The sequence below is a fragment of the Micromonospora sp. CPM1 genome (assembly GCF_023896895.1).
Taxonomy (GTDB): domain Bacteria; phylum Actinomycetota; class Actinomycetes; order Mycobacteriales; family Micromonosporaceae; genus Micromonospora; species Micromonospora tulbaghiae.
The window spans coordinates 39,029-57,598 of record NZ_JAMHIU010000003.1; the positions used below are offsets into that span (position 1 = coordinate 39,029).

Annotated in this window: 19 protein-coding genes, 1 pseudogene and 1 riboswitch; of the genes and pseudogenes, 2 read left to right on the top strand and 18 right to left on the bottom strand. The window is 73.8% G+C overall.

The window, feature by feature from the left end:
- Window positions 1-4: 4 nt before the first annotated feature.
- The 13 genes and pseudogenes from rpmI to rpe all read right to left on the bottom strand — a co-directional run bounded on the left by rpmI (window position 5) and on the right by rpe (window position 10,002).
- Entirely contained in the window at window positions 5-199 is a 195-nt protein-coding gene (rpmI, locus tag M8C11_RS04585) for a 50S ribosomal protein L35 (protein WP_007075851.1), read from the bottom strand.
- A gap of 19 nt (window positions 200-218) precedes the next feature.
- On the bottom strand, window positions 219-869 hold the full coding sequence (gene infC / locus M8C11_RS04590) for a translation initiation factor IF-3 (protein WP_120570487.1): 651 nt from the start codon (window positions 867-869) through the stop codon (window positions 219-221).
- A gap of 333 nt (window positions 870-1,202) precedes the next feature.
- A pseudogene (locus M8C11_RS04595) lies at window positions 1,203-1,649 on the bottom strand (PH domain-containing protein); the annotation flags it as partial.
- An 8-nt stretch (window positions 1,650-1,657) separates the two neighbouring features.
- Entirely contained in the window at window positions 1,658-2,620 is a 963-nt protein-coding gene (locus tag M8C11_RS04600) for a DMT family transporter (protein WP_252448493.1), read from the bottom strand.
- Complete coding sequence (hisG, locus tag M8C11_RS04605; protein WP_120570489.1) at window positions 2,617-3,462, bottom strand: ATP phosphoribosyltransferase; 846 nt, start codon at window positions 3,460-3,462, stop codon at window positions 2,617-2,619. Before hisG ends, M8C11_RS04600 begins: the two co-directional genes overlap by 4 nt.
- A 43-nt stretch (window positions 3,463-3,505) precedes the next feature.
- Window positions 3,506-3,787: a phosphoribosyl-ATP diphosphatase gene (locus M8C11_RS04610; protein WP_198039659.1), complete on the bottom strand. Its 282-nt coding sequence runs from the start codon at window positions 3,785-3,787 to the stop codon at window positions 3,506-3,508.
- 26 nt (window positions 3,788-3,813) lie between these two features.
- Window positions 3,814-4,311: a 6,7-dimethyl-8-ribityllumazine synthase gene (gene ribH, locus M8C11_RS04615; RefSeq protein WP_091424378.1), complete on the bottom strand. Its 498-nt coding sequence runs from the start codon at window positions 4,309-4,311 to the stop codon at window positions 3,814-3,816.
- Window positions 4,312-4,315: 4 nt separating this feature from the next.
- Window positions 4,316-5,581 (bottom strand): bifunctional 3,4-dihydroxy-2-butanone-4-phosphate synthase/GTP cyclohydrolase II, encoded by a 1,266-nt coding sequence (locus M8C11_RS04620; RefSeq protein ID WP_252448494.1) that lies wholly within the window; start codon window positions 5,579-5,581, stop codon window positions 4,316-4,318.
- On the bottom strand, window positions 5,578-6,273 hold the full coding sequence (gene pnuC / locus M8C11_RS04625; protein ID WP_121685675.1) for a nicotinamide riboside transporter PnuC: 696 nt from the start codon (window positions 6,271-6,273) through the stop codon (window positions 5,578-5,580). The genes M8C11_RS04620 and pnuC overlap by 4 nt, the downstream gene beginning before the upstream one ends.
- Window positions 6,273-6,884 (bottom strand): riboflavin synthase, encoded by a 612-nt coding sequence (locus M8C11_RS04630; protein WP_252448495.1) that lies wholly within the window; start codon window positions 6,882-6,884, stop codon window positions 6,273-6,275. Before M8C11_RS04630 ends, pnuC begins: the two co-directional genes overlap by 1 nt.
- Window position 6,885: 1 nt before the next feature.
- On the bottom strand, window positions 6,886-7,947 hold the full coding sequence (gene ribD, locus M8C11_RS04635; protein ID WP_252448496.1) for a bifunctional diaminohydroxyphosphoribosylaminopyrimidine deaminase/5-amino-6-(5-phosphoribosylamino)uracil reductase RibD: 1,062 nt from the start codon (window positions 7,945-7,947) through the stop codon (window positions 6,886-6,888).
- A gap of 169 nt (window positions 7,948-8,116) precedes the next feature.
- A riboswitch (FMN riboswitch) is annotated at window positions 8,117-8,289 on the bottom strand.
- A 74-nt stretch (window positions 8,290-8,363) separates the two neighbouring features.
- Window positions 8,364-9,320, bottom strand: coding sequence for a response regulator (locus M8C11_RS04640; RefSeq protein WP_091424366.1), 957 nt, complete (start codon window positions 9,318-9,320; stop codon window positions 8,364-8,366).
- Between the two features lies 1 nt (window position 9,321).
- Window positions 9,322-10,002, bottom strand: coding sequence for a ribulose-phosphate 3-epimerase (gene rpe, locus M8C11_RS04645; protein WP_013285529.1), 681 nt, complete (start codon window positions 10,000-10,002; stop codon window positions 9,322-9,324).
- 261 nt (window positions 10,003-10,263) lie between these two features.
- Between rpe and M8C11_RS04650 the strand changes: the two genes are divergently transcribed.
- Window positions 10,264-11,151, top strand: coding sequence for a septum formation family protein (locus M8C11_RS04650; RefSeq protein ID WP_121685678.1), 888 nt, complete (start codon window positions 10,264-10,266; stop codon window positions 11,149-11,151).
- A 77-nt stretch (window positions 11,152-11,228) separates the two neighbouring features.
- Window positions 11,229-12,119: a septum formation family protein gene (locus M8C11_RS04655; protein WP_252448497.1), complete on the top strand. Its 891-nt coding sequence runs from the start codon at window positions 11,229-11,231 to the stop codon at window positions 12,117-12,119.
- 43 nt (window positions 12,120-12,162) lie between these two features.
- On the opposite strand, the gene M8C11_RS04660 is transcribed toward M8C11_RS04655, so the two are convergent.
- From M8C11_RS04660 to M8C11_RS04680, 5 genes are all read right to left on the bottom strand, one after another.
- Window positions 12,163-13,911: a M28 family peptidase gene (locus M8C11_RS04660; protein ID WP_252448499.1), complete on the bottom strand. Its 1,749-nt coding sequence runs from the start codon at window positions 13,909-13,911 to the stop codon at window positions 12,163-12,165.
- Between the two features lie 236 nt (window positions 13,912-14,147).
- A complete protein-coding gene (locus M8C11_RS04665; protein WP_252448500.1) occupies window positions 14,148-15,728 on the bottom strand; it encodes an RsmB/NOP family class I SAM-dependent RNA methyltransferase in 1,581 nt (526 codons plus the stop codon).
- Complete coding sequence (gene fmt, locus M8C11_RS04670; RefSeq protein WP_120573849.1) at window positions 15,725-16,651, bottom strand: methionyl-tRNA formyltransferase; 927 nt, start codon at window positions 16,649-16,651, stop codon at window positions 15,725-15,727. Before fmt ends, M8C11_RS04665 begins: the two co-directional genes overlap by 4 nt.
- Window positions 16,652-16,656: 5 nt before the next feature.
- A complete protein-coding gene (gene def, locus M8C11_RS04675; protein WP_013285523.1) occupies window positions 16,657-17,217 on the bottom strand; it encodes a peptide deformylase in 561 nt (186 codons plus the stop codon).
- Window positions 17,218-17,259: 42 nt separating this feature from the next.
- On the bottom strand, window positions 17,260-18,555 hold the full coding sequence (locus tag M8C11_RS04680) for a cytochrome P450 (protein ID WP_256485273.1): 1,296 nt from the start codon (window positions 18,553-18,555) through the stop codon (window positions 17,260-17,262).
- Window positions 18,556-18,570 lie beyond the last annotated feature (15 nt).

Sequence of the window (18,570 nt, forward strand, 5' to 3'; positions counted from 1 at the left end):
CGCGTCAGCGGCCGAGCAGCTTCTTGATGCGCTTGGTGTCGGCCTTGGCCAGCTCGACGGTGCCGGTCAGCCGACGGGTCTGGGTGCTGGGCTTCTTCTCCAGGTTGTGGCGAAGGCCGGCCTGCTGGGCAACGATCTTGCCCTTGCCGGTCACCTTGACCCGCTTGCCCATACCCGTGTGGCTCTTCATCTTCGGCATTGGAACGTCTTCTCCCCTGTTACTGGCCGCTGGTCTCAGCGGTCGTGCCGGTCTCACCGGCTGCTGCGGTCTCGCCGGCCGCCGGGGTCTCGCCGGTCGCCGGAGCGGCCGATTCCTCCGCAGCCCGATCGCGCGGTCCACCGCGGGACGCCGTGGCGGCGACCGCGGAGGCCTTCACGGCCCGGTGCGGAGCGAGAACCATGATCATGTTTCGGCCGTCCTGCTTCGGCGCGGCCTCGACGTATCCCAGGTCCGTGATCTCGGACTCGAGCCGGCGCAGGAGCCGGTAACCCAGCTCCGGGCGGCTCTGCTCGCGACCGCGGAACATGATCGTCACCTTGACCTTGTCGCCGGCCTTGAGGAACCGCACCACGTGACCCTTCTTGGTCTCGTAGTCGTGCGGGTCGATCTTCGGCCGGAGCTTCATCTCCTTGATGACGGTCTGCTGCTGGTTACGCCGCGCTTCGCGCGCCTTGAGTGCGCTCTCGTACTTGAACTTGCCGAAGTCCATGAGCTTGCACACCGGCGGGCGCGCCATCGGCGCAACCTCGACCAGGTCCAGGTCGACGTCCGCGGCCAGCTGCAGGGCGCGCTCAAGCGGGACGATGCCCACCTGCTCACCCTCAGGGCCGACCAGTCGGACCTCACGTGCCCGGATCTGCTCGTTCACGCGTGGTTCGACGCTGATGGGGCCTCCTCGAGTCGAGTCTCCTACGGTGCCGACTCCGTGGGCTCCCGGGTGGGAGCCGACCCGGAAAGCAGAAGGCCCCGGCGTATGCCAGGGCCCACTCGACCGGTCGGCACGATCACAGGATCGCGCATCCGGCGTCGGGACGTGCCCGAAACCGGGGACCGGACCCGGCCACCGTGGCGGCGACTCGGGTGGGAGCGGGCGCTCCGCTTCTCGACCGCCCGCGCGTCAGGGACGGGGGCAGTCTGGTCGACTCCGCAACACTACACCCTCGGCCCAGGCCCGCCCAAACCGGGCTCGCCGGGGTGCCGACTGGCCGGCGGACAGCGCCGCCAGGTGCGCCTGGTGCAGGCGGCGCAGCGCGCGGACCGCCTCGACGGCGCTCTCCTTGTCGGCGGCCTGCAACGCGACCATCGGCAGCAGGTCGTCGTCGTGCAGCTCCAGGCTGGCCCACGGGGCGCCCCGGTCGAACCGGACACCGCGGACGACCTCCCACGGCAGCTCGTAGGAACTGAACACGTTGCGCACCCGGACGCCCCTGGCGTCGGCGATCACGCGGGGGCGGGTGAACAGCAGGAAGCCGAGCGCGCCGAAGACACCCAGGCCGATCATGGCGAACTGGTCGCCGCGCTGGAACGTGCCGTAGCCGTTGCCGGTGGCGCCGGTCAGCGACGTCGCGACGAGGCTGAACACCACGATCAGCGTGACGGCCGAGGCCCAGCAGACGACCCGGACGCGGCGGGGTCGCACGGTCACCACGGAATCGCTCACCCGACCAGTCTGCCATCCGGTTCGGGCGCGCCTTCGGCCGCCACACGGTCCGGGCCACGCCGGCGCAGGCTGGTGACCACCACGGCGAGCAGCGTGAGCAGGGCGCCGGCCAGCACCGGCAGCCGGACACCGGGGCCGCCGGGCAGTACGAGGTCGAGCAGCAGCGCGCCGCCGAGCTGCCCGGCCACCAGCGCCAGGCCGGTCCGCAGCACCCCGGCGGCGCGTACCCCGACCAGCAGCGAGAGCACGATGCCGACGCCGAGCAGGCCACCGAGGTAGAGCCACCACTGGGCAGGCCAGCGGGGCTGGCTCGCGAGCGCGCCGGTGAGCGCCGCGACGGCGCCGATCACCACGGTGCTGACCGCGAAGTTGACGGCGAGGCCGGCGGCCGGGCCGACCGAGGCGGCGACCCGGCCGTTGAGCGCGGACTGCCCGGCCACCGCCAGCCCGCCCAGGACGCAGAGCAGCACCAGCCCGACCGCCAGGTCACCGATCGGGCGGCCGAGCTGGGCGAGCGCGACAGCGCCGACGCCGAGCACCGCCCCGCCGACCCGGGGCACTGTGAGCGGCATCCGGCCGGTGGCGGCCAGCCCGGCCCGGTCCACCGCGAGGCCGCCGAGGCTGCCGCCGGCCACCTGGGCGATCGTGAACACCGCCACCCCGAGCACCGGCACCACCACCGGCGCGACCAGCACGATCACCGCGCCGCCCACCCCGCCGAGGTACGTCCACCACGGCAGCCCGGAGCGGCGCAGCCCGGCCAGCCCGGCGCGCATCGAGGGCAGCGCCACGATCCCGGCCAGCACCAGCAGGCAGCCGCCGAGGTTGTTGATCACCGCGCCGAGGACCGGGGCGCCGGTCCGCTCCCCCATCTCGGCGTTGACCGCGCCCTGGGCGGCCGAGGCCACGCCACCGGCGACGACCACGGCCAGCGCGGCCGGGAGCGGCAGCGGCCTCACAGCCGGCAGGCGTGGATGTTGGTGACCAGGATCGCGCGGGCGCCCAGCTCGTACAGCTCGTCCATGATCCGGTGCACGTCGTCGCGGAGCACCATCGCCTGCACCGCGACCCAGCCCTCCCGGTGCAGCGGCGAGACCGTCGGCGACTCGATGCCCGGGGTCAGCGAGCTGGCCCGGTCGAGCAGGCCGGCCGGCACGTCGTAGGCGAGCATCACGTACCGGCGGGCGACCAGGACGCCGTGCAGCCGGCGCTGCAGCTGCTCCTGCTGCGCGCCGCCGGTCGCGCCGGCGCGGCGGACCAGCACCGCCGAGGAGCGCAGCAGCGGCTCGCCGAAGACCACCAGGCCGGCCTGGCGCAGCGTCGCGCCGGTCTCCACCACGTCGGCGACGACGTCGGCCACGCCGAGGCGGATGGCGTTCTCCACCGCGCCGTCCAGGCGGATCACGTCGGCCTTGACGCCCAGCTCGGCCAGGTGCCGCTCGACCAGACCCGGGTACGCGGTGGCGATGCGGTGGCCACCGAGCTGCTGGACGGAGGCGACGTCGTCGGGCCGGGCGGCGAACCGGAAGGTGGCCCGCCCGAAGTTGAGGTCGACCACCTCCTCGGCCGGCGCGCCGGAGTCGATCAGCAGGTCGCGGCCGGTGATGCCGACGTCCAGGTCACCGGAGCCGACGTAGGTGGCGATGTCCTTGGGACGCAGGTAGAAGAACTCGATGTCGTTGGGTTCGTCCCGGCAGACCAGGTCCTTCGGGTCGGTGCGCTGGCGGTAGCCCGCCTCGCGCAGCATCCCGGCGGCCGACTCGGCCAGGGCGCCCTTGTTGGGTACTGCGACACGCAGCATGGGAGTGCTCCTTCGTTCGATCGGATGATCAGCGGACGGGCACTCACAGATGTCGGTAGACGTCCTTCAGTTCCAGGCCGGTGGCGAGCATCAGCACCTGCGCCTGGTAGAGCAGCTGGGAGATCTCCTCGGCGGCCCGTTCCGGGCCCTCGTGCTCGGCGGCCATCCACGACTCGGCCGCCTCCTCGACGACCTTCTTGCCGATGAAGTGCACGCCCTTGGCGAGCGCCTCGACCGTGCCCGAGCCCGGGGTGCCGGCGGCGGCCTTGGCCTGCAGCTCGGCGAACAACTCCTCGAACGTCTTCACGGAAGGCGATTCTTCCAGCCGCTCCCGGTGACGGGCCGGGTGGGTCAGGCGAAGCCGACCCGGTGGGCGGACTGGGCGTCCAGCGCGCGGACGGCCAGCGCCGCGTCCAGCGCGGCCACCGTCGCCGACCAGCCCTTGTCCTCGGCCGAGCCGGGCAGCCCGGCCCGGTCCCGGGCCTGCTCGATGGTGTCCACGGTCAGCACCCCGTGCGCCACCGGCTTGCCCTCGTCCAGCGCCACCCGGGTCAGCCCCTCGGTGACCGACTGGCAGACGTAGTCGAAGTGTGCCGTCGCGCCGCGTACCACCACGCCGAGCGCGACCACCACGTCGAAGCGGCGGGCCATCGCCTGGGCCACCACCGGCAGCTCCACCGAGCCGGCCACCCGGGCCACCACGGCCCGCGCCCCGCAGGCCTGCGCGGCGGCCACCGCCCGCTCGGTCATGTGGTCGGTCAGGTCGCCGTGCCACCGGGCGGCCACCACGCCGACCGTCATCCCGGCGGCGTCCACCGCGGTCACGCCCGGCTCACCGAAACCCGCCACCGCCCTACGCTCCGATCTCGTCACCGGCGACCGGGCGGCCCATCGGCGCCTCGGTCACCTCGTCCAGTCCGTCCAGCAGGTGACCCATCCGGTCCCGCTTGGTGCGCAGGTAGCGCACGTTCTCCGGGTTGGACCGCACCGGCAGCCCCTCCCGGCCGGTCACGGTGAGGCCGTACCCCTCCAGGCCGGCCCGCTTGGCCGGGTTGTTCGTCAGCAGCCGCATCGTCCGCACGCCGAGGTCGTAGAGGATCTGCGCGCCGGTGCCGTAGTCGCGGGCGTCGGCCGGCAGCCCGAGGTCGAGGTTCGCGTCCACGGTGTCGCGGCCCTGGTCCTGGAGCTGGTACGCCTGGAGCTTGTGCAGCAGGCCGATGCCGCGGCCCTCGTGCCCGCGCACGTAGAGGACCACGCCGCGCCCCTCCGCGGCGACCCGCGCCAGCGCGGCCTGCAACTGCGGCCCGCAGTCGCAGCGCAGCGAGCCGAACACGTCGCCGGTGAGGCACTCGGAGTGCACCCGCACGAGCACGTCCCGCCCGTCGCCGATGTCGCCCATGACCAGCGCGACGTGCTCGGCCGGGTCGTGCTCGGCGCGGTAGCCGAGCGCCCGGAACACGCCGTACGGGGTGGGCATCCGGGCCTCGGCGGCCAGCTCGACCTGCTTCTCGGTACGCCGCCGGTAGGCGATCAGGTCCGCGATGGTGACCAGCGTCAGCCCGTGCTCGGCGCAGAACTTCTCCAGGTCCGGCAGGCGCATCATGGTGCCGTCGTCGTTCACCAGCTCGCAGAGCACCCCGGCCGGGCGCAGCCCGGCCAGCCGGGTCAGGTCCACCGCCGCCTCGGTGTGCCCGGGGCGGCGCAGCACCCCGCCGGCACGGGCGCGCAGCGGCACCACGTGACCGGGCCGGGCCAGGTCGGTCGGGCCGGTCGCGGCGTCGGCGAGCAGCCGGATGGTGTGCGACCGGTCGGCGGCCGAGATGCCGGTGCTGACACCCTCCCGCGCGTCCACCGTCACCGTGTACGCGGTGCCCCGCCGGTCCTGGTTGGTGTGGTGCATCGGCGGCAGGTCCAGCCGGTCGCACTCGTCCTCGGTCAGCGGTACGCAGATGTAGCCGGACGTGTAGCGGACCATGAACGCGACCAGCTCCGGCGTGGCCAGCTCGGCCGCGAAGATCAGGTCGCCCTCGTTCTCCCGGTCCTCGTCGTCGACCACGACCACCGGACGCCCGGCGGCGATGTCCGCCACCGCCTGCTCGATCGATCCGAACGTGCTCATGCCACGGCCTCCGAGTACGTCGCCGGGATCGGGGCGGGCGCGGTCGCGACGGCCCGGGAGGTGCGCCACCAGCTGTACAGGCCGGCCGCGCAGAACGCGCCGTAGACCAGGTACATGGCGGCCGACGGGTAGAAGCCGCCGCGCAGCAGCAGTGGCACACCGACCGCGTCGACGGCGATCCAGATCAGCCAGAACTCCACCCAGCCGCGGGCCATGCCGTACGTGGCGAGCAGGCTGCCGACCAGGATCCAGGCGTCCGGCAGCGGCCCCCACGAGCCCAGCGCGGCGAGCACCGGGTACGCGGCGGCGGTGCCGGCGGCGGCGGCCACGAGCAGGCCGAGCCGCTCCCGCCAGGTGGCCCAGCGCGGCACCACGGCCGGCTCGTCCCCGCCACCGGCGCGCCGGTTGCGCGACCAGCGCCACCAGCCGTACACGCTGACGGCGAAGAAGAAGACCTGCCGGCCGGCCTGGCCGTAGAGGTCGTGCGCCTGCGGGGTGACGAAGACGCCGCCGAGGAACACGGTGAGCAGCAGCGCGTTGCCGATCATGCCGACCGGCCAGGCCCAGACCACCCGGCGCAGCCCGAGCAGCGCCGAGCCGAGCCCGAACACGTTGCCGACGATCTCCCGCACCAGCACCGGCGAGCCGGCCACGTGCACCTGGGCGTCGAGCAGCCAGCCGAGCGGGCCCATCACCGCGCACCCCCCGCGCTCCGGTCGCCGAGCAGCCGCTCGACGTACTTGGCCAGCACGTCCACCTCCAGGTTGACCGGGTCGCCGATCCGCTTCGCGCCGAGCACGGTGAGCTTCAGCGTGGTCGGGATCAGGCCGACCGAGAACCAGTCGTCGCCCACCTCGGCGACGGTCAGGGACACGCCGTCGACGGTGATCGAGCCCTTCTCCACCACGTACCGGGCCAGCCCGGCGGGCAGCCGGAACCGCACCGTTTCCCACTGCGCCGCGGGCTCCCGGGCGACGATCTCGCCGACGCCGTCGATGTGGCCCTGCACCAGGTGCCCGCCCAGGCGGCTGTTGAGCGCGGCGGCCCGTTCCAGGTTGACCGGGTCGCCGGGGCGCAGCGCGCCGAGTGCGGTGCGGCGCAGCGTCTCGCCCATCACGTCGGCGGTGAACACGCCGCCGTCGACGTCGACCACCGTCAGGCAGACGCCGTTGACCGCGATCGAGTCGCCGTGCCGGGCGTCCGAGGTGACGAGCGGGCCGCGGATGGCGACCAGCGCGGAGTCGTCGCCGGTCTCGGTGCTCCGGACGATCTCGCCCAGTTCCTCGACGATGCCGGTGAACATGTCAGCCCTCCCTCTTCCGGGGCAGCGCGGTGATCCGCAGGTCGGGACCGACCCGCGTAACGTCGGTGATCTCCAGATCGATGGCGTCGGCGATGGTGCTCACGCCGGCGTCGAGCAGCGCGGTCGGGCCGGCGCCGAGCAGCTTCGGCGCGACGTACCCGACGATCTTGTCGACCAGGCCTGCGGCGAGGAACGCGCCGGCCAGCGTGGGCCCGCCCTCCAGCAGCGCGGCCCGCACGCCCCGGTGGTGCAGCTCCGCGAGCAGCGCCGGCAGGTCGACCCGGCCGTCCGGCCCGGCGCCGACCTCCGCGGCGGTGGCCACCCACGTGCGGGCGGCGCCGTCGCGGACCCGGGCCTCGGCCGGGGTACGCCCCGAGCTGTCCACCACGACCCGCAGCGGCTGCCGGATGGCGAGCGTGCCGTCGCGCAGGTTGCGTGCGGTCAGCCGGGGGTCGTCGGTGAGCACGGTGCCCACCCCGGCGAGCACCGCGTCGACGGTGCCGCGCAGCGCGTGCACGTCGATCCGGGCCGCCTCCGAGGTGATCCACATGCTGGTGCCGTCGGCCGCGGCGGAACGCCCGTCGAGCGTGGCCGCGTACTTCCAGATCACGTACGGCCAGCCTCGGCGCATCGAGGTCAGCCAGGCCACGTTGCCGGCCTCGGCCTCCTCCGCGCGTACCCCCAGGGCGACCTGGACCCCGGCAGCGCGCAGCGTGGCGGCGCCGCCGGAGGCGACCGGGTTGGGGTCGGGCACGGCGATCACCACGCGGGACACCCCGGCGGCGATGAGCGCGTGGCTGCACGGGCCGGTGCGGCCGGTGTGGTCGCAGGGCTCCAGGGTGACCACCGCGGTGCCGCCGCGGGCGCGCGTGCCGGCCTGCGCCAGCGCGACGATCTCCGCGTGCGGGCCGCCGGCGTACGCGTGGAAGCCCTCGCCGACGACCTCGCCGTCGGTGTCGAGCAGCACGCAGCCGACCACCGGGTTGGGGCTCGTGGCGCCGAGGCCGCGCGCGGCCAGTTCGATGGCACGACGCATCGCCTCGTCGACGGAGACGCTCGCCATGGCCGCCTGTCCTCCCGCTCGCCGGTCGCGCGCGGGCAGGTTCGGGAGCAACGGCCACGAAAGCCGCGGACACGCGGCGGCGGAGAACCCGGGGACGGCGACGCCGACCCCGGGGAGCCCACGCGGCGGCTGAGGGTGCTCAGCGGCCGGCAGGGGCCTCCCCCGTTCCGCGCGCTGTCTCCCATCCGGACTTTCTGGGGGCGGACGAGCCGCACCCCAACCGTCGGCCCCGGATTCTCACCAGGTCCACCGTCCGGCCGAAGCCGTCCGGGTCGCGGGCTTACCACGGTCGGACCGTGGATCACCGCCGGTTCGGAATTTCACCGAGCCCCGCCAGCGCGTGGTGGGTATACGGGAAGTCTTACACGTTCCGCCCGGGCGCGCGCCACAGAGGCGAGCTACCTCACAGGACCGCCTCAGGTGACGCCGCGCCGGCGGTCCACCGCCACGTACGAGCCGGGCTGGCTCTTGGCCACGGTCTTCATCTCCGAGGCCACCGCGATCGCCTCCAGCGGATCGGTGAACCGCTTGCCGGAATCGGAGAGCGACACGCCGATGGAGAGCGTGACGAGCGCGGCGCGGCGGATGTTGCCGCGCCGGTCCTTCAGCTCGACGAAGCCGCGTTCCCGGTCGGTCGCGTCGTAGAGCGCGTCCGCGGCCTTCTCGAAGTCGACGACGGCCCGGCTGGTCAGCGGCCGGACCTGACCGGGGGTGCAGACGATGACGAAGTCGTCACCGCCGACGTGGCCGAGGAACGCCGGCGGCAGCCCGATCGACACCACCGCCCGGTGCAGGCTGCGGGCCAGCGCCGAGATGAACTCGTCGCCGCGCACGAAGCCGTACCGGTCGTTGACGCTCTTGAACCGGTCGATGTCGATGTAGCCGACGGCGTAGTCGACGCCGTTGCGCACCCGGTCGCTGATCTCCCGCCGGATCCGGCTGTTGCCGGGCAGCCCGGTCAGCGGGGAGACCTCCCGGAACTCCTTGTTGCGCCGCAGCGTGGAGTTGACCCGGGCCACCAGTTCCAGCGTGTCGAACGGTTTGACCAGGTAGTCGTCCGCGCCGACGCTGAGCCCGTTGACCTTGTCCTGGGTCATCCCCTTGGCGGTGAGCATGATCACCGGCAGGGCCGAGGTCATCGGGTCGGCGCGCAGCCGCCGGGTCAGTTCCAGCCCGTCGATGCGCGGCATCATCAGGTCGACCACCGCGAGGTCGGGCCGCTGTCGCTCGATGATCTCCAGCGCCTCCTGGCCGTCGGCGGCGTGCAGCACCTCGAAGCCGTGCAGGCGCAGGTTGAACTCGACGAAGCGGGCGATGTCCTCGTCGTCGTCGACGACGAGGATCACGTCGGGTCGCTCGCCGGCCGGGTCCATCTCAGGCCCCGGTCATCGCGCGTTCCGCCAGGCCCCGCAGGCGGCGTACCGCCTCCGCGGGATCGTCGGCGCCGTAGACGGCGGTGCCCGCGACGAACGCGTCGGCGCCGGCCGCGGCGGCCTGCTCGATGGTGTCCGCGGCGATGCCGCCGTCGACCTCGATGCGCAGCTCCAGGTGCCCGCTGTCGACGTGCCGGCGGGCCGCGCGCACCTTGTCCAGCAGCTGCGGCAGGAAACGCTGGCCGCCGAAGCCGGCCTTGATCGTCATGATCAGCAGCGTGTCGAAGCTCGGCAGCAGCTCCAGGTACGGCTCGATCGGGGTGTCCCGGTCGATCGCCAGCCCCGCCTTCGCCCCGGCCGAGCGCAGGTCCTTCGCCAGCGCCACCGGGTCGTCGCACGCCTCGGCGTGGAACGTGACGTTGTACGCCCCGGCGTCGGCGTACCCGGGCGCCCAGCGGCGCGGATCGGTGATCATCAGGTGCACGTCGAACGGGATCCCGGTGACGGCGCGCAGGCTCTGCACCACCGGCAGTCCGATGGTCAGGTTGGGCACGAAGTGGTTGTCCATGACGTCGACGTGCAGCCAGTCGGCGGCGGGCTCCACGGCACGGACCTCGTCGGCGAGGCGGGCGAAATCGGCGGCCAGGATGCTCGGCGCGACGATCGGCGGCGGTACGGTCACCGGGCCAGTGTACGAACGCGGTGATCCGGAGGTCGCGGCACGTCTCCCGGAGTGACAGGTGGTGATGCCCCATTCACCGGCGGTGCGCCATCCGGCCGTCCGGAGAGAAAATCGGCACGAATAGTCGCCGGTGACTGGCCGATCGATTGAAAGATGGCGAAACTCCTACAGGGACGGTCACGTATGCTGCACGCCCGGGCGCGGGGGACGCCGGTCGGGCCTGTGGCGACCGGCTGTCATCTCTCCCGGAAGGGGCGGACGATGCGACGGTGGCTCCACGTGCTCGCGCTGGCCGGCGCCGTGACTGCGGTGCTCGCCGGATGCGCTCAGACACACCGGGCCGACGGCGACCTGATCGACGACTGGGCGGCGCTGCCGGTGCCGCAGCTGTTCGTCCCGGCGACCGAGGCGTGCCTGCCCCGGCTGAGCACAGTGGTGGCCGCCGCCACGTACGAGACGGTGAACTGCGCGGGCAGCCACCTGGCCGAGACCGTGCACGTCGGCCGGTTCAGCGGGCCGGCGGCGCAGGGCGTACGCCCGGAACCGGGCTCACCGGCGCTGCGGACCGCGCGCGCCGAGTGCGACCAGCGGGCCCGGGAGATGATCGGCGGGGACTGGCACGCCGCCCGGCTGACCCTGAACATCGCGCTGCCCACCGTCACCGCCTGGACGTCCGGCGCCCGCTGGTTCCGTTGCGACCTGGCCGAGACCGACAGCATCGACAACACCCGCCCGGTCAACCGGGTCGGCAGCCTGCGCGGCGCGCTCGTCGGCGACAACCCGCTGGTGCACAGGTGCTTCGACCCGAAGCTGATCGGCCAGAACCTCAACTACATGGCCCCGGTGCTGTGCACCGAACCGCACCGGGCCGAGTTCGTCGGCGTGTACGAGGAAGGCGACATGAGCTGGGCCGAGTTCACCCGGGGCGCGCCCGCCACGCACCGGCGCTGCATGACGCTCATCGCCGCGTTCGCCGAGGTGCCGGACAACGCCGAACTGCCGTACCGGGCCGGGTCCATCTTCTACCCGCCGTCGCAGCGGGAGTGGGAGGAGGGCGACCGGGGCGTGCGCTGTTTCCTGTGGAGTGACGACCGCAAGCTGAACCGCTCGGTGCGCGGCGCCGGGCCCGAGGGACTCCCGGTCACCTGAGCCGCTGCCGTATGCTGCACCGCCGAGGCGTACCGGTCGACCGGGTGGCGCCGGATGCGCGGGGGAGGTCGGTCGGGATGCGGCGATGGCGGGTGGCGGTCACCGTGGGCGCGGCGCTGGCGCTGGCGCTCGGCGGCTGTGCCGCGCCGGCCGGAGTGGACCGCGACCTGGTCGACGACTGGCCCGCGTTCGCCGCGCCGGTCGGTTTCGTGCCGAAGTCCGGCGCCTGTCACCCCACCGTCGCCGACGTCGGCTACCTCAGCGGCTACCAGCCGGTCGACTGCGCCGCCCCGCACCGCACCGAGACGCTGCACGTGGGCACGATGACCGGCGCGGAGGCAGAGCGTTCCGCGCCGCCGCGTACCGGCTCGGCCGGGATGCGCGCCGCGCACGCCGACTGCGCCCGGCAGGTCACCCGGGCCGTCGGCGCGGACTGGCGCGGCGGGCGGCTGCGCCTGGCGGTGGTCTTCCCCTCGGCGCTCGCGTGGTCCGGCGGGGCCCGCTGGTACCGCTGCGACGTCGCCGAGATCACCGACCTGGACGAGGGCGCCGTGGCCCAGCGCACCGGCAGCCTGCGGGGCGCGTTGAAGCCCGGCTCCAAGCTCGCGTTCGGCTGTTTCAACCCGAAGCTGAGCAAGGACGAGGTGCAGGCGATGCGGCCGGTGGCCTGCACCTCCCGGCACCACGCCGAGTTCGTCGGCGTCTACCAGGCGCCGGACATCAGCTACGCCGAGTTCGAGCGCACGCCGCTGCGCACGCACAAGGCGTGCCGCGGCCTGATCGCCAAGTACGCGAAGCTGCCGAACGACGGCAACATGCAGTACCGGGCCGGCACCATCATCTACCACCCGTTCGAGGAGCAGTGGCGGGACGGCGACCGGGGCGTGCAGTGCTTCCTGTGGGTCTCCGAGCGTTCGCTGACCCGGTCGGTCAAGGGCGCGGGCGCCAAGGCGCTGCCCATCACCTGAGACCCGGGCGGGGCGGACCGGCGCCCACCCCGCCCGGGACCGCTCAGCCGACCTGCAGCGTCACGTCGTCCACGACGAAGCTGGTCTGCAGCGAGGAGTCCTCGACGCCGGTCCACTTCAGCGTGACCGTCTGACCGGCGTACGCGGCCAGGTTGAAGGTGCGCTGGGTGTAGCCGGTGGCCTTGTTCAGGTTCGAGTACGTGGCCAGCGTGGTCGAGCCGACCTGCACGGTCAGCTTGTCGTACGCGGTCGAGCTGGTCGTCTCGGCCGTGTCGATGTGCAGCCAGAACGAGAACGTGTAACTGCTGCACCCGGCCGGCAGCGTGACCGACTGGGACAGCGTGTCGGTACGCGAGGAGCCGTACCCGTTCATCCACGCCTTGTACGACCCGGTGCGGGCCGCCTGGCTGGAGCTGTTGGTGATCACGCCGGAGCTGGCCGTCCACGGCGTGGTGCCGGACTCGAAGCTGCTGTTGCCGATGAGCTGGCCGCCGGTGCAGCCGCCGCTCCCGCCGGTCACGGTGAGCGTGTAGCTGGCGGTGCGGGTGGCCGAGCCGGTGCCGGTCACGGTGAGCGTGAACGTGCCGGTGGTGGCCGTCGACGAGGCGGTGACGGTCATGGTGGCCGAGCCGCCCGAGGTGACCGACGACGGGCTGAAGCTCACCGAGACGCCGCTCGGCGCGCCGCTGGCGGACAGCGTCACGGTCTGCGCGCTGCCGGCGGTGGTGGCGGTGCCGACGGTGGCGGTGGTGGAGCCGCCCCGGGCGACGCTGCCGGAGGTGGGGCTCACCGAGACGGAGAAGTCGTTGGTCGGGGTGCCGCCGCCGACCGCGAGCTGCCAGATCGCGTACGCGACGCCGTCCGCGGCCCGGTTGAGGATGGTCGTGTTGATGTTGCTGGTGTTGTCGCAGGAGCGGTGGTAGCACCCGTCGTACGCCGCGCCCGCGGTGCCGCCCCACTTGCTGGCCTGCGCCGAGCTCTTGGTGTAGCTGGCACCGGCCGCGTAGCCGGAGGTCTGGATGCCGGCGTTGGCGAACGAGTAGTCGTCGGAGCGGCCCTGCCCCTCGGTGTTCTCCTCCGGCGAGATGCCGAACGAGTCCCAGTACGCCTTCAGCGGCGCGGCGGTGGCCGAGGTGATCCGGTTGATGAAGTAGCCGCCGTTGGGCGAGCCCACCATGTCGAAGTTGTAGTAGCCCTTGATGTAGCCGCGCTGGGTGGAGCTGAGCTGGTTGACGTAGTGCTTGGAGCCCTGGAGGCCCTGCTCCTCGCCGTTCCACCAGGCGAACCGGACCCGCTTGGTCATGGTCGGGTTCTGCGCGGCCAGCACCAGCGCGTTCTCCAGCAGCACCGACGAGCCGGAGGCGTTGTCGTTGATGCCGGGGCCGGCGGCGACGCCGTCCAGGTGCGCGCCGAACATGACGACCTGGTCGGAGGGGCCCTGCGGCCACTCGGCGATCAGGTTGTTGCCCGGGTAGGTGCAGGTGGAGCAGTTCTGCTCGGTGACCGTGTAGCCGGCGGCCTGGAGCTTGCCCTTGACGTAGTTGACCGACGCCGTGTAGCCGGCCGAGCCGGAGCGCCGGTTGCCGCCGTTGCTGGTGGCGATGGAGTTGAACTGGGTGAGGTGGGCCTGGATGTTGCTCAGGGAGACGTCCGGCGCGGCGAGCGCGGCGGCGGCCGGGGCGGGGGCGAGGGCCGGAGCGGGCGCGGCGGAGGCGGTGCCGGCCAGGCTCGCCGTCGTCAGGGTGGCGACGAGGGCGAGCGCGAGGCTCGTGGTCGGCGTTCTGCGTCTCATGGAGACTCCTCGTGGGGGTTCGGCGGGCGGGGGTGCCGGGACCGGTGATCGGAACAGTTACATGTATCGATCGCACAGTCAACGGGCTGTCACATCCCACCGACCCCCTCCCCCCACCGGGATGCCGCACACGCTCCATCCCTCCCCATTTCGCCGCATGACGATCAAGGAGTTCGTGCCCGGGCACGGCGGCCCCGGGGACACGAACTCCTTGATCGACTGCGGAGAGAGGTGGGTCAGACCCGGCGGAGGACCGCCAGGAACATGGCGTCGGTGCCGTGACGGTGCGGCCAGAGCTGCACCGTGGGGCCGTCACCCAGGCCCGGCATGCCGGCCGGGAGCAGCGGCCGCGCGTCGACGAAGTCGACGCCGAAACCGCACCGCCGGGCCGCCTCGGTCACCGTCACGTGCGTCTCCACCACGTGCGGCGAGCACGTCACGTACGCCACCAGGCCACCCGGCCGGGCCGCCCGCAGCGCCGCGGTGAGCAGTTCCCGCTGCAACCGGGTCAGCGGCGGCAGATCCGACGGCTGGCGACGCCACCGCGACTCCGGGCGGCGGCGCAGCGCGCCCAGCCCGGTGCACGGCGCGTCCACGAGCACCCGGTCGAAGTGCTCCTCCGGCAGCTTCGGGTCACTGCCCACGGTGCGCCCGTCGGTGTTCAGCACCGTCACCGGCAACCCACGGGTGGCCTGTTCGACCAGCCGCGCCCGGTGCTCGGCCACCTCGACCGCGGTCAGCCGCGCGCCGCGGGTCGCGGCGAGCGCGCCGAGCAGGCCGGACTTGCCGCCCGGGCCGGCGCACAGGTCCAGCCACCGGCCGTCCGGCCCGTCCAGCGGCGCCGCCGCCAGCGCGTCCGCCACCAGCTGGGAACCCTCGTCCTGCACGTGCGCGCGGCCGTCGGCCACCGCCGGCAGGTCACCCGGCGCGCCACCGGGCAGGTAGACCGCGTACGGCGAGAACGCGCCGGGCGCGCCGCCCACCTCGTCGGCGAGCGCCACCGGATCGGCCAGACCGGGCCGGGCGCACAGGTGCACCGGCGGGCGCTCGTTGTCCTCGATGAGCAGCCGGGTCGTCTCCCCCATGTCGCCGCCGAGCGCCTCGGCGAACGACCGAACGATCCACTGCGGATGGCTGTACGCCAGCGCGAGGTGCCCGATCGGGTCCGTCTCCTCGGCCGGGGCGATCTTCGCCACCCAGGCGTCGGCGTCCCGGCTGGTGATCTCCCGCAGCACCGCGTTGGCGAACCCGGTGGCGCCCGGCCCCACCGACCGGACCAGGTCCACGGTCGAGGACACCGCGGCGTGCGCGGGCACCCGGGTGTGCAGGATCTGGTACGCCCCGAGCCGCAGCGCGTCGCGCACCGGCGGGTCGATGCGCTGCACGTCCCGCCCGGCCGCGTCGGTGACGATCGCGTCGAGCGTGCCGGTGTGCCGCAGCGTGCCGTAGGTCAGCTCGGTGGCGAACGCGGCGTCCCGGCCGGTCAGCCCGGCCTCGCGCAGCATCGCCGGGAGCACCAGGTTGGCGTACGCGTCGTCGCGGTGCACCGCCGCGATCGCCTCGTACGCGATCTGCCGGGGCAGATCCACGGCCGGACGGACCGGACGGCGCCCACCGCGCCGGTCCCCACCGGACCGGTCACCGCCGAACCGGTCACCGCCACGCCGGTCCCCACCGGACCGGTCTGCGCCACGCCGGTCCCCACCGGACCGGTCTGCGCCACGCCGGTCCGCGGCGGGCCGGTCGGCGTGCTCACGCGCGTACCCCCGGGGACGCTCGCCCTCGGCGGGCCGGTCCGGGCGCGACGGCCCCGTCACGCGAACACCTCGCCGGCGGTGACCCGGGCGCCGCGCGCCCAGTCGCCGGCGGGCATGGCCTTCTTGCCGGCGGCGCGCACCTCGCCGAGGCGCACCGGCGTGGTGGCGGTGCCGACGAGCACGCCGGACTTCTCCACGTGCAGCTCCCCCGGCTTCAGCTCCGGGCCGTCGGCCAGCGGGGTGACCGGGCCGAGCTTGACCCGGTCGTCGCGGAACGTGGTCCACGGGCCGGGCGCGGGCGTGCAGGCACGGATGCGCCGGTCCACAGCGAACGCGGGGTCGCCCCAGCGGACGCGGGCGTCCTCGACGGTGAGCTTCGGGGCGAGCGAGACCCCGTCGGCGGGCTGCGGCACGGCCCGGGCGGTGCCGGCGCCGATCGCGTCGAGGACCGCGACCAGCAGCCCGGCGCCGGAGTGCGCGAGCCGCTCCAGCAGGTCACCGGAGGTGTCGGCGGGACGGATCTCGTCGGTGACGGTGCCGTAGACCGGGCCGGTGTCCAGCCCTTCCTCCAGCTCGAAGACGCTGGCCCCGGTCAGCTCGTCGCCGTGCAGCACGGCGTGCTGCACCGGCGCGGCGCCGCGCCAGGCGGGCAGCAGCGAGAAGTGCAGGTTGATCCAGCCGTGCCGGGGGATCTCCAGCGCCACCGGCGGCACCAGCGCGCCGTAGGCGACCACCGGTACGCAGTCCGGCGCCAGCTCGCGCAGCCGGTCGAGGAACTCCGGCTCACGCGGGCGGGCCGGGGTGAGCACCTCGACGCCGTGCGCGTCGGCCCACGCGCCGACCGGCGAGCGGACCAGTCCCCGCCCCCGGCCGGCCGGGGCGTCGGGGCGGGTGACCACGGCGAGCAGCTCGTGCCCGGAGGCGGCGATCGCGTCCAGGGCCGGTACGGCGACAGCCGGCGTGCCGGCGAAGACCAGGCGCATCCGGGTCACCGCCCCAGGCCGAACGGGTTGCCGGCGGCGTGCGGGCTGAGCTTGACGGTGGGCGGGGCCGCCTGGTCGTACCACTCGGCCTGGCGGATCGCCTTCATGGCCTCCTTGCGGCCGGCCGCGTCGAGCCGGTCGACGAAGAGGACGCCGTCGAGGTGGTCGGTCTCGTGCTGCACGCAGCGGGCCATCAGGCCGGTGCCGACGATCTGCAACGGGTCGCCGTAGCCGTTGAAGCCCTTGGCGATCACGTTCTGCCGGCGCTTGGTGTCGAAGTAGAGCCCGGGGATGGACAGGCAGCCCTCCGGGCCGTCCTGTTCCTCGGAGTCGGGAAACTCCAGCACCGGGTTGACCAGGTGACCGAGGACGTCGTCGACGTCGAAGGTGAACACCCGCAGGCCCACCCCGAGCTGCGGCGCGGCCAGGCCGGCGCCGCTCTGCTCGCGCATCGTGTCGGTCAGGTCGGCGATCAGCTTGCGCAGCTCGGCGTCGAAGTCGACGACCGGGTCGGCCGGCGTGCGCAGCACCGGATCGCCGAACAGACGGATGGGCTGGACGGTCACTCGGCGTGGCTCCTTGTCTGGGTCGAACGATGCGCGTCCAGTCTACGGAGTCGGCCCGGCCGCCCCGGGTGGCGTACCGGGAACGGTGACCGGGGCCGCCTCCCGCCCCACGCGCACCGGCAGCGTGGCGTGACCACGCAGGGTGAGCCGGACCCGCCGCTCGGGCCGGCCCGCCACCGCCAGCCCGGGCAGCCGGCGCAGCAGCAGCGGGAACGCCACCTGCGCCTCCAGCCGGGCCAGCGCCGCGCCGAGGCAGTAGTGCGGCCCGGCGCCGAAGGACAGCGGCGTGATCTGCGCCCGCCACGGATCGAAGCGGGCCGGATCCGGATAGCGGCGGGGATCGCGGTTGGCCGCGCCGAGCAGCACGATGACCCAGCTCTCCGGCGGCAGGTCGACGTCGCCGTACCGGGACGGCGCGGTGCTCATCCGCGAGGTGAGCTGCACCGGCGAGTCGTAGCGCAGCAGCTCGTCGACGTAGGCGGGCGCCAGGTCGGGCCGCTCGCGCAGCGCCGCCGCGGCGTCCGGGTGGTCCAACAGCGCCACCAGGCCGTTGCCGAGCAGGTTGGTGGTGGTCTCGAAACCGGCCACCAGCAGCACGATCAGGTTGGCCAGCAGTTCGTCGCCGGAGAGCCGGTCGCCGCCGTCGTGGGCCTGGACCAGCGCGGTGGTGAGGTCGTCGGCCGGGGCCCGGCGGCGGGCCGCCACCAGCTCGGTGAAGTAGCTCCGCAGCTCGGCCGCGCCCCGGTCGGCCACCGCCAGCTCGTCGGCGGTGATCTCCGGTTCGAGCACGCCGGTCAGGTCGGTGGCCCAGCGCCGGAACAGCGGCCGGTCCGCCGCCGGCACGCCGAGCAGCGCGCAGATCACCCCGACCGGCAGGGGGTACGCGAACGCGGCCATGAAGTCGACCGGCCCGTCGGCGGCGAGCATCGCGTCGACCAGCTCGTCGGCCTGTGCCCGCACCACGTCGCGCATGGCGGCGATCCGGCGCGGGGTGAACGCGCCCGCGGCCAGCCGCCGCATCCGGCTGTGGTCGGGCGGGTTGGTGCGCAGCATCGACCGGGAGATCGACAGCACCGCCGGGCTCTCCCGCCAGCCGGGCATGAACTGGTCGCGCAGCGCGTCGTCCATCACACCGAACCGGGCGTCGCGCAGGATCGCGTCGGCCTCCGCGTAGCCGGTGACCACGTAGAAGACCGGCCCGGCCTGGACCACCGGGCCGTGCGCGCGCAGCCGCTCGTACGTCGGATAGGGGTCGAGACGACCCTCGGGGGACATCAGCAGCGCGAGCGCGTCGGTGGGATCCACGATTCCGCCTCCCCAGGCATCGGAGGCCTTCATCATGCTCCGGCCCGC

Coding starts and splice junctions, on each gene's coding strand:
- rpmI (WP_007075851.1), bottom strand. CDS start 199: ATGCCGAAGATGAAGAGCCACACGGGTATGGGCAAGCGGGTCAAGGTG.
- hisG (WP_120570489.1), bottom strand. CDS start 3,462: ATGCTGCGTGTCGCAGTACCCAACAAGGGCGCCCTGGCCGAGTCGGCC.
- M8C11_RS04620 (WP_252448494.1), bottom strand. CDS start 5,581: ATGAGCACGTTCGGATCGATCGAGCAGGCGGTGGCGGACATCGCCGCC.
- pnuC (WP_121685675.1), bottom strand. CDS start 6,273: ATGGGCCCGCTCGGCTGGCTGCTCGACGCCCAGGTGCACGTGGCCGGC.
- M8C11_RS04630 (WP_252448495.1), bottom strand. CDS start 6,884: ATGTTCACCGGCATCGTCGAGGAACTGGGCGAGATCGTCCGGAGCACC.
- ribD (WP_252448496.1), bottom strand. CDS start 7,947: ATGGCGAGCGTCTCCGTCGACGAGGCGATGCGTCGTGCCATCGAACTG.
- M8C11_RS04640 (WP_091424366.1), bottom strand. CDS start 9,320: ATGGACCCGGCCGGCGAGCGACCCGACGTGATCCTCGTCGTCGACGAC.
- M8C11_RS04650 (WP_121685678.1), top strand. CDS start 10,264: ATGCGACGGTGGCTCCACGTGCTCGCGCTGGCCGGCGCCGTGACTGCG.
- M8C11_RS04655 (WP_252448497.1), top strand. CDS start 11,229: ATGCGGCGATGGCGGGTGGCGGTCACCGTGGGCGCGGCGCTGGCGCTG.
- M8C11_RS04660 (WP_252448499.1), bottom strand. CDS start 13,911: ATGAGACGCAGAACGCCGACCACGAGCCTCGCGCTCGCCCTCGTCGCC.
- fmt (WP_120573849.1), bottom strand. CDS start 16,651: ATGCGCCTGGTCTTCGCCGGCACGCCGGCTGTCGCCGTACCGGCCCTG.
- M8C11_RS04680 (WP_256485273.1), bottom strand. CDS start 18,555: ATGAAGGCCTCCGATGCCTGGGGAGGCGGAATCGTGGATCCCACCGAC.